The organism is Pseudorhodobacter sp. E13, from assembly GCF_003991405.1.
Taxonomy (GTDB): domain Bacteria; phylum Pseudomonadota; class Alphaproteobacteria; order Rhodobacterales; family Rhodobacteraceae; genus Pseudorhodobacter.
The window spans coordinates 1-219 of record NZ_RPEN01000016.1 but is presented as its reverse complement, the minus strand read 5'-3'; the positions used below and the strand labels follow the sequence as shown (position 1 = coordinate 219).

Sequence of the window (219 nt, the reverse complement as noted above, 5' to 3'; positions counted from 1 at the left end):
CGATCAGATAGGACCAGGCGCCGCCCGCATCCACGCTGTAGGTGCCATAGCCCATGGCCCCCACCCCCGAGGCCGGCTGGAACAGGTTGTCGTCGTTGTCGACATCCGTGGCCGTCGCCGTGCCGGTGATCGGCGCGGCGCTGTCCTCGGCCCCGATCCCGGACAGATCGCCCGCGATGACGGCCGCGTCATTGGCGCCTTCGATGGTGACGGTCACCT

General features: G+C 69.4%; 1 protein-coding gene. It reads right to left on the bottom strand.

The features are described from left to right. The coding region (locus EGN72_RS00045; protein ID WP_148114230.1) for a VCBS domain-containing protein at positions 1-219 on the bottom strand (219 nt) is incomplete at both ends.